At 53.0% G+C, this 7,358-nt stretch carries 7 protein-coding genes; 2 read left to right on the top strand and 5 right to left on the bottom strand.

Annotation, left to right across the window (positions count from 1 at the left end; all coding sequences use genetic code 11):
* Nucleotides 1-696 precede the first annotated feature (696 nt).
* From ACQZ5Y_RS19535 to ACQZ5Y_RS19525, 3 genes are all read right to left on the bottom strand, one after another.
* A complete protein-coding gene (locus ACQZ5Y_RS19535; protein ID WP_013637352.1) occupies nucleotides 697-1,095 on the bottom strand; it encodes a hypothetical protein in 399 nt (132 codons plus the stop codon).
* 370 nt (nucleotides 1,096-1,465) lie between these two features.
* Entirely contained in the window at nucleotides 1,466-2,047 is a 582-nt protein-coding gene (locus tag ACQZ5Y_RS19530; RefSeq protein WP_013637353.1) for a GNAT family N-acetyltransferase, read from the bottom strand.
* A 101-nt stretch (nucleotides 2,048-2,148) separates the two neighbouring features.
* On the bottom strand, nucleotides 2,149-2,844 hold the full coding sequence (locus tag ACQZ5Y_RS19525; protein ID WP_336510359.1) for a GNAT family N-acetyltransferase: 696 nt from the start codon (nucleotides 2,842-2,844) through the stop codon (nucleotides 2,149-2,151).
* 54 nt (nucleotides 2,845-2,898) lie between these two features.
* On the opposite strand from ACQZ5Y_RS19525, the gene ACQZ5Y_RS19520 reads away from it, so the two are divergent.
* The gene (locus ACQZ5Y_RS19520; protein WP_236762963.1) at nucleotides 2,899-3,744 is read left to right on the top strand and encodes an alpha/beta hydrolase family protein; all 846 of its coding nucleotides are present in this window, start codon (nucleotides 2,899-2,901) and stop codon (nucleotides 3,742-3,744) included.
* Nucleotides 3,745-3,843: 99 nt separating this feature from the next.
* On the opposite strand, the gene ACQZ5Y_RS19515 is transcribed toward ACQZ5Y_RS19520, so the two are convergent.
* On the bottom strand, nucleotides 3,844-5,004 hold the full coding sequence (locus ACQZ5Y_RS19515) for a S41 family peptidase (protein WP_174059904.1): 1,161 nt from the start codon (nucleotides 5,002-5,004) through the stop codon (nucleotides 3,844-3,846).
* Nucleotides 5,005-5,118: 114 nt separating this feature from the next.
* Nucleotides 5,119-5,739, bottom strand: coding sequence for a tyrosine-type recombinase/integrase (locus ACQZ5Y_RS19510; RefSeq protein ID WP_060642102.1), 621 nt, complete (start codon nucleotides 5,737-5,739; stop codon nucleotides 5,119-5,121).
* Nucleotides 5,740-6,146: 407 nt separating this feature from the next.
* Between ACQZ5Y_RS19510 and ACQZ5Y_RS19505 the strand changes: the two genes are divergently transcribed.
* A complete protein-coding gene (locus ACQZ5Y_RS19505; RefSeq protein WP_174059905.1) occupies nucleotides 6,147-7,346 on the top strand; it encodes a hypothetical protein in 1,200 nt (399 codons plus the stop codon).
* Nucleotides 7,347-7,358: the final 12 nt, after the last annotated feature.

Here is a 7,358-nt window from a genome sequence, read left to right as displayed (position 1 = left end):
AATCCATCCCCATTCCGCGCTCAAGATGGCTTCCCCTCGGCAGTTCATCAGGGCTAAATCAATCTAGCCGACTTGTCCGGTGAAATGGGGTGCACTCCATCATCTCGCCCGTCGGACACTCTGCCAAAAGGTTGACTCTTGTCCCATTGCCCCTTGACCTCAACTCTAGTTGAGGTTGTACGAATTTCAAGGCGGTCGCGGCCCATCGAACGCGACCACGTCAAAGGAGGGCGTCTTGGTCACATATTTTCGCTACTCGAAACCCAAATATTCCGTCAGAACACGTCTGGTTGGAGCCGTATTGTTGCAGTTACTTGGCACCGGATTGTTAGCGTTCATCTTTTGCCATCTGGACACGCTTACGGCGAAGCCAACGATAACTCTCGGTCAGTTTTTGCCATGCTTGGTTGGGGGCGTCGCTGGGTTTCATTCTGTGGCTTTTCGTCGGCCAGTAACAGACGGCCAGCTTAGCCTTGTCGCAATATCGTTCTTGGCATTTGGAACCTTTTATTGGCTGGCGTCCTATTCATTGCCTGATCTTTTGCTAGCAAGATTGATATCGGGATTTGGACTGGGCGTGGTTGTTGCAAGAGCCTTCCGGCGCGGCTTTCTTGAAAATCCGGTAGTTCCCCGCGTCCGATAGATTCCCGACCGCACTTGGTGCTTTGCATTAGGGCAGTTCCCCGCCCGAAGCGGTCATGTCTTTTGGCGAGTAGCCGTTGCACTTTCGATGCCTGGAACTAAGTGGTTGTCGAACCAGGCAATCATTTCGTGAACTTTTTCTTGGGCAGGCGTGACGTCACCTGCATTCACCAGTTCAGCCGCAGCCTGGGACATTGCCAACAGGATACGGGCGGTTTCTGGAACGTAAGGCAGATCGGTCTCTTTTTCGTGGCGTTCACGTATAATCTGATAACGAAGGTTCTCAGGATAGGTCCATGCGCTCACGAGCATATCGTGGACACTAACTTGTTGGGATCCGATATTGATCGTGGCATCGCGATCGGTCTCAACATACCCCGATACCTCTATGCGCTCGCAGGCATTTATTGCTGCATTCATCATGCCCCTGATCACATTCCAGTCTGTTTTCATTGCATTCTCCTTTCCAACTGCGCAGGCTAGCCCATGGTTTTTCGCATGCAATGTCCCCTTTGGCGCAAAGCTCAAGTGACGACTGATGACTGAGGAAGCTAAAGCCGAATGGGTGTGTTCATCACCCGCCCCCGCCCTCTCCTTGCAACCGGAGAGCCGGTTCGGTCGGGAGCTGATTGTTGGAGCACGACGGTCGCCACTGTCGCATTTCTAACGGGCCGGCGGTGTCGCATCTCTAATCATCTTTGACAAAATGTGTAGCCGGGCACTTTCTATTTTCAAGTGCGACATTCCAATGATTTCAATGACTTACGCGGAATGGCCCAGATGCCAGCTACTACGGCTCGGGGCGGTTAAAAAAGAGCGACATTCAGCGACCGTCTTCTTCCCCTAGACGGATGCCAAGACTTGAAGCGTTTGAAGCCATCGCTCGCGCAGATGGCCACTGATAGCGGACGAAAGCTACGTCCGGATAGCGACTCATCACATTCTGCTTCTGCTCGACTATATGACCATTAAGGCGATCATAGAATCCGCGCGCTGTGTAGTTCTCGCGTATCGTCAGGAGGTGAACTGGCTCTGCCAAGCGTTCTTCTGAAAAACGACTGATGCTTTCGATGAGGAGCCTTGGGCCGAGCCTCTTCCCCTGAAAAGACCGATCCACATAAAGGTTGTGCAGGTAGGTGCCAAAATCCGTCTCCTCATCAAGGGCGAAACATGCAAAACCCGCCAAACCAGAGTGTACCTCGGCTAAAGTGATCACCAGCCTCTCGGGGTCGATAGAAGGAGTAAGGCGTCTTTGCCAGAGCTTAGCCTTCTCTCCAGGCATCACATTCGCCAGATAGTCCTGGGGGAGCAGGCCAGCATAGGCCTCCCTACTTACACGAACGTGGAGGTCGGTAATGGACAGTTGGTCAGTTACTACAGCCTGCCGGAAATTTACAGAGACCACGACAAATCCTTATGCTTCAGCCATTCACGCAACAGATCATTGCGTAGGCAGTGTATTGTCAATGACCGGTATTGGCGCTCACCTGAAAGCGGCCCATCCTCTCAATGATCTGAATCGATAATCAAATCTTGCATAGCCGAATACTCAGTCGCAAGGAGCCCCATCATGATGTCATCGTGCCATTCGCCGTCTACATATGCGGTCTCTCGCTCTCGTCCTTCGACTTTGAAACCGCACTTCGCGTAAGCTCTGATTGCGCGTTGGTTAAAGGCAAGCACTCTTATTCCAACGCGATGTAGGTTCAGCTCTGTGAAAGCGTGTCGTAGGAGCAAATAGATGGCTTCCGTTCCAAAGCCTTTTCCAAGACGCTGCAGATCATAGATTCCGATTGCCATGGATGCCCGCCGATCCTGCGTGTTGATGCTGTGGAGCTTGATTTCTCCAATCAGGCGCCCTTCAACCTCGATTACCCACGCGATGGGATTATTCGCTCCACCCATCGCCCACTGTTCGGCCGCTTGCTTTGTCAAAGGCTTTGCGTCAGCGGCGCTGACACCGAACATTTTTACTATGTCAATGTCGGTCCCCAATGCGAAGCGTGCATCGGCATCATTCGGATCAGCGCGGCGCAGCCGTACATTTGTGCCTTCCATAAATGTCATCAAATCGATCCTAGCCGTAACTTTTCTGATCAGAGTAAACCAACGAAATGAATCGGAAATTGGCATATAAAGCCACTTTCCGTGTTCTTTAACAAACGTTGGGCCCCAGTTGTATTCATCAGAACGCTCGTCCATTGTTTCTGACTTCCAGGTCTAAATTTCGAGGAGCGTGTTCGAATGGACGGACGAATGAAAACACTGGTTCCCACTCGTCCAGAAGAACAAATAAGCTTCCACGTTTTGCAAAAACGTGTCGTTGGCACCCTACGATTGGCATCGGAGGCTGTTTCCCCTGTGGTCCTTCTTCTCCACGGGTTCGGAGGCCATCGCGACGAACTCGCAATTGGAGGTAATGGCCCTGGCGTATTCTCCTATACCGCGGAACGACTTGCAAAACGCGGATTCTCAACTCTAAGGATCGACTTTAGGGGAGTTGGAGGGAGCGAAGGGTGTTTCGAAGAAACAACGTACAGCAGTCAGGTCGTAGATTGCCTAGCAGCAATGGACTTCCTGTCGACATATCCAATGATCGATTCACATCGAATTTTCCTTTTGGGGTGGAGCCAAGGCGGGTTGGTTGCTGCTCTCGCTGCCGCAAGGACTAACCGTCCGGCGGGCGTCGCTCTCTGGGCGGCAGTCGGAGAACCAATTGTGAGCTTCCAGAACTTAATCGGGATCGACACTTACTTGAGGGGACTAAAAAGCACAGAAACGACAATAGTTGAGTTGCCTTGGGGAGCCAAAATACGTTTGGGGCAAAACTTCTTTCATGAAGTATCTGAAACCAAGCCTATAGATGAGATCGTTTCCTACGAGGGGGCACTCTTTGTTGCGGAGGGGACACTCGACACAGCAATTCCTTCTGGAACGGCCGCAAAGTTCGCCAATTCGCATAGGGCACAGAATGAGACCTGGATTGCCGAAATGGACCACGCGTTCAACACGTCAAACGGTGTTGATACTCTCAATGAACTCATAGACAGAACTGCGTCATTCTTCGCAAAAGTAAATACCGAATACGGATATCGCAACTGACCTTGTTGCCGAAAGTGATGAAGCGGATAAGTCAGCGGTTGGGCTGTCGCGGTTGGTCATGGTCGTTTTTAGGGTATGAGTGCCAAAAGAACAGAATGGCTAGATTGGCAACATCCCGAAATCCGCACCCGGCGGCCATTTCGTGGTAGTATCAGGCTCGATCCCCAAGCCTTCGAATGACGAGCCATTTGGAAATATTTGCCTCTTGGCGCTGACCCACAATCGAATTCCATCGCCCAGATCGCGAATGTAAGGTTGTCCGCTGCTTCCACCAGTTGTCTCACCGACGATCTCAGCTCGTTTGTTGTCTTTGAAACGCGCGACGAAATCCTCAGCAGCTGAGAACGTACGGCTATCGATTAGGATGGTCAGCTTTCCTTTGAATGCACCGTCGAGAGGCTGAATCCATTTTGCCTCGGAGGCAACCAGGTAAGCTGGCTCCCCTTGAGCGCGTGCGAGGGCGTTCGATGCGGGCGTAACGTGATTCCAGAAGCGATATCGAGTAGGCATGAGAGCGGCCACGAGTTCGTTTGGCGTATGGCCGCCGGAGTTGCCGCGAACATCGATCACCAAATGAACGGTGTCGCTCAGCGGTTTCATAAGTTCGATAGCGTCAGCTTCAAAGTGAGGTTGAGCGAAGCTTGGTATCGTCAGAAGGTAGCGCTCGTCCTCTAGCCAACGACCAGTCGTTGCGGCCCCGTCTTCAGGTAGCTCCGTGCCACGGTTGATTTGTCTCTTTGATCCGTCGCCCGTCATGATTTCAAAAGAAGGTGGAAACAAGAAAGGCTTCGAGAAAAGGCGGTTGCGTTGCTCACGAACGCTAGAACCAGACACGAAAACCAAAAGCTTTGACGCCACCTCATCTATGGGCTGGTCGTCGATCCGGACAAGACGGGTTCCAGGGGCAATATCACTGTAAGCTGACTTGGTAACGCGCCATCCCGCTTCATCGTGTGTTGCGTTAAATCCAATAGGCGCACCGTGCTCCCGCCACAGCCATTCATCGGCAAATGCGGTATGACCGTTCCTCAGGTTCGCAATGAGCCGCATCGTGGCTAGATCGAAACCGAGGCGATCCGGCGCTTCAAAAGCTTCATCGAGATAGTCCTTGAACGCAGCCTCAAAATCGAAATTGGGGAGTGCCTCCCAGTGCGCAAAGCAAGACCGGATGGCTTCATAGATGCCAGCGGCGATCTCGCCGCGCCGCGATGCGAATAACGTACCTTGCGCTTCCAACTGATCAATGTCGTGCGTTGCCATCTCCGGCCTCAGCTCAATAGGCTAACTGGTAGATGACGAACCTATATCGACCTGCATGTCAATGGCAGCTGTTGGCGCGAGAGAGACCACCGGCTGTCCCCGATGGTCAAGAGCCTATAGCTCGATCTGCTCGGCAATTCTGAGGGCGTCATCCACCTCGACGCCGAGATAGCGAACGGTGCTTTCCAGCTTTGTATGACCGAGCAGAATCTGGACGGCCCGGAGGTTCCCTGTCTTCTTGTAAATCTGCGCTGCCTTGGTTCGCCTCATCGAGTGGGTGCCGTAGGCGCTAGCATCAAGTCCTATAGACGCGACCCAACGGTGGACAATCCGAGCGTATTGCCTCGTGGACAAATGATGCGACGTCTTCCGACGGCTTGGGAATAGATAGCTGCCGCCGTTCCTTCGAATGAAGGGAAGCCATGCCACAAGCGCAGTCTTCGTCTGCTCCGTCACCTCAAACTGCACGGGTCGCTTCGTTTTCTTCTGGATGATAGTGGCTCGATCCCGGATCGAACTACCCGACCATAAGTCCTCAACCCTCAGCTTGACCAGGTCGCAAGCACGGAGCTTGCTGTCGATGGCGAGGTTGAACAGCGCCAGCTCTCGGATCGCCCCGCTCATTTCGAGCCTGACGCGGATCGACCAAACGTTCTTTGGCTGCAGCGGTCGTTTCTGTCCGACCAGAATTCCCTTGTTCCATGGAAAACGATTACGCAGTACGGCGGTGTCCATGCTGAGGCCTCCGCCACTCCTCCCACCGCGTCGCCTCCATCAGGCCAACAGATAGTAGCATATCTCGTCGCTACTCGGCCCAAACAGGTCATTGGCGATCGGACACGATAGCGCAGCTTTGCGCCTCCATATTAGCCGTCCAGCCTGATCCGATGCGATCCCTTAACCCGCCGTTCGCTCATCTGGTTCTGAGCGGAAGCGAGAGCGACTGGCTTTGGGGCTTTGTGGGCGTTCGGGATACCATTGCTGAACGGCAGTATCCGCCCGAACCAGTCGCTCCCAAGCGTCATCGGCGTTAGCAATCTCTAGCGTTGTAATGCAATGTGATGGATAGCATTTTCAGGGTTACCGGGCGCGATAACGCTTGCCCAAATCATTTTTGAAATGCGGCCGAACAGGGACAGAAGATGCTCAAGACAGTGAAATTGAAGTTGAAGGATTTTCCGAACATACCGGGATCGCTTCTGGATTCTGGTTCCTACGGGGGGACACCAAGTGCCTTGTCCGAGATACCGGTCAATCTCAATGATCTGTTCAGGTTTTATTATCTCCAAAGCTATGACCTCTGGGTATCTGGGCATTTCGCCTTTCTCTTTGAGCACGTTCGACATCTGGAGCCGATAACTGCATTCACCTTTAGTAAGAACGGGTTGGGTGCTCACAAAACAAAAAAGCAGAATAATTCGAACGATCTGGGTGAAGCGTTCTGCCGGTGGTTCCTCAGCACGCACCTCAATATCCATCATGTCGCCAGGATGGATGATGTTTGCGGGCACGGAGCGATCACGGCTGCCGTTGGCTGGAGTGTTAAGCGCTCGTCGCAAGGCGATGCTCCGGACTATTTTTGTGTCGACCAGAGGGGCCTGGTGACTTTAGCAGAGGCCAAAGGCACGATGGACAGCCTCACGTTCAAAAATGCAAAATTCGTGAAATGGCGCCAGCAGTTTGACCGAGTCACTATTAGGGACCCGGCCGGCCATGCAGTTTATGTTAAAGGATATATCGTTGCCATGCGATGGAAAATCCTGCCCAAGCACGGCAACAGGATTGATACGACCCTGTTCGCCGAAGATCCCAATTCGCCTGGGGAAAGGCCCCTCGACGACAATGGGATGCCTCACTTTTCTGCAGCCGTCCGCTCCCTGCATTATGCTCCGAGCTTGGCACGGCTTGGACAGCCTTTGCTCTCAGCAGCGCTTGCGGCCGGAACCGCGATGGATCGCAAGGAAGTCATTCGAGCAACGGTGTGGAAATCGGTGCGACCAGAACTGTCAGGTCTGCGATTTGTGGGTGGCTGCTTCTATTACGCCGAGGAGGGCTTTGCCACGTCACCGCTTAATCTCTCCCACATGGCGGCGCTTGATCTCTTGAGAAGGCGGCGAAAAATGCAGCCTATTCTTCTTCCTAGTATCGGTCATTTTTTCGGGATCGAGGAAAAAACATTTTACCGGCTGGTTGCGGCAGGCAAGGAGGGGCCGTTGGAGATCAATAAGCTGCCTGAACTGGAAAGGCGGACGATAGACGAGGGCGGCGTCGGTCTTTTGCCTGATGGTCACGTCTTTGGTCCGTATGAAGCCTTTGAGCCTGTCGAGGACATTGAGGTGTAGCATATCGCGGAG

It is taken from the genome of Agrobacterium sp. A3-95 (assembly GCF_053521785.1).
The sequence above is the reverse complement of the archived record's forward strand: the minus strand, read 5'-3'. Positions and strand labels throughout refer to the sequence as shown.

What these genes read in the sequence shown, in the direction of transcription:
- ACQZ5Y_RS19505 (WP_174059905.1), top strand. Translation starts at nt 6,147, where the DNA reads ATGCTCAAGACAGTGAAATTGAAGTTGAAGGATTTTCCGAACATACCG.
- ACQZ5Y_RS19515 (WP_174059904.1), bottom strand. Translation starts at nt 5,004, where the DNA reads ATGGCAACGCACGACATTGATCAGTTGGAAGCGCAAGGTACGTTATTC.
- ACQZ5Y_RS19535 (WP_013637352.1), bottom strand. Translation starts at nt 1,095, where the DNA reads ATGAAAACAGACTGGAATGTGATCAGGGGCATGATGAATGCAGCAATA.
- ACQZ5Y_RS19525 (WP_336510359.1), bottom strand. Translation starts at nt 2,844, where the DNA reads ATGGACGAGCGTTCTGATGAATACAACTGGGGCCCAACGTTTGTTAAA.
- ACQZ5Y_RS19520 (WP_236762963.1), top strand. Translation starts at nt 2,899, where the DNA reads ATGAAAACACTGGTTCCCACTCGTCCAGAAGAACAAATAAGCTTCCAC.
- ACQZ5Y_RS19510 (WP_060642102.1), bottom strand. Translation starts at nt 5,739, where the DNA reads ATGGACACCGCCGTACTGCGTAATCGTTTTCCATGGAACAAGGGAATT.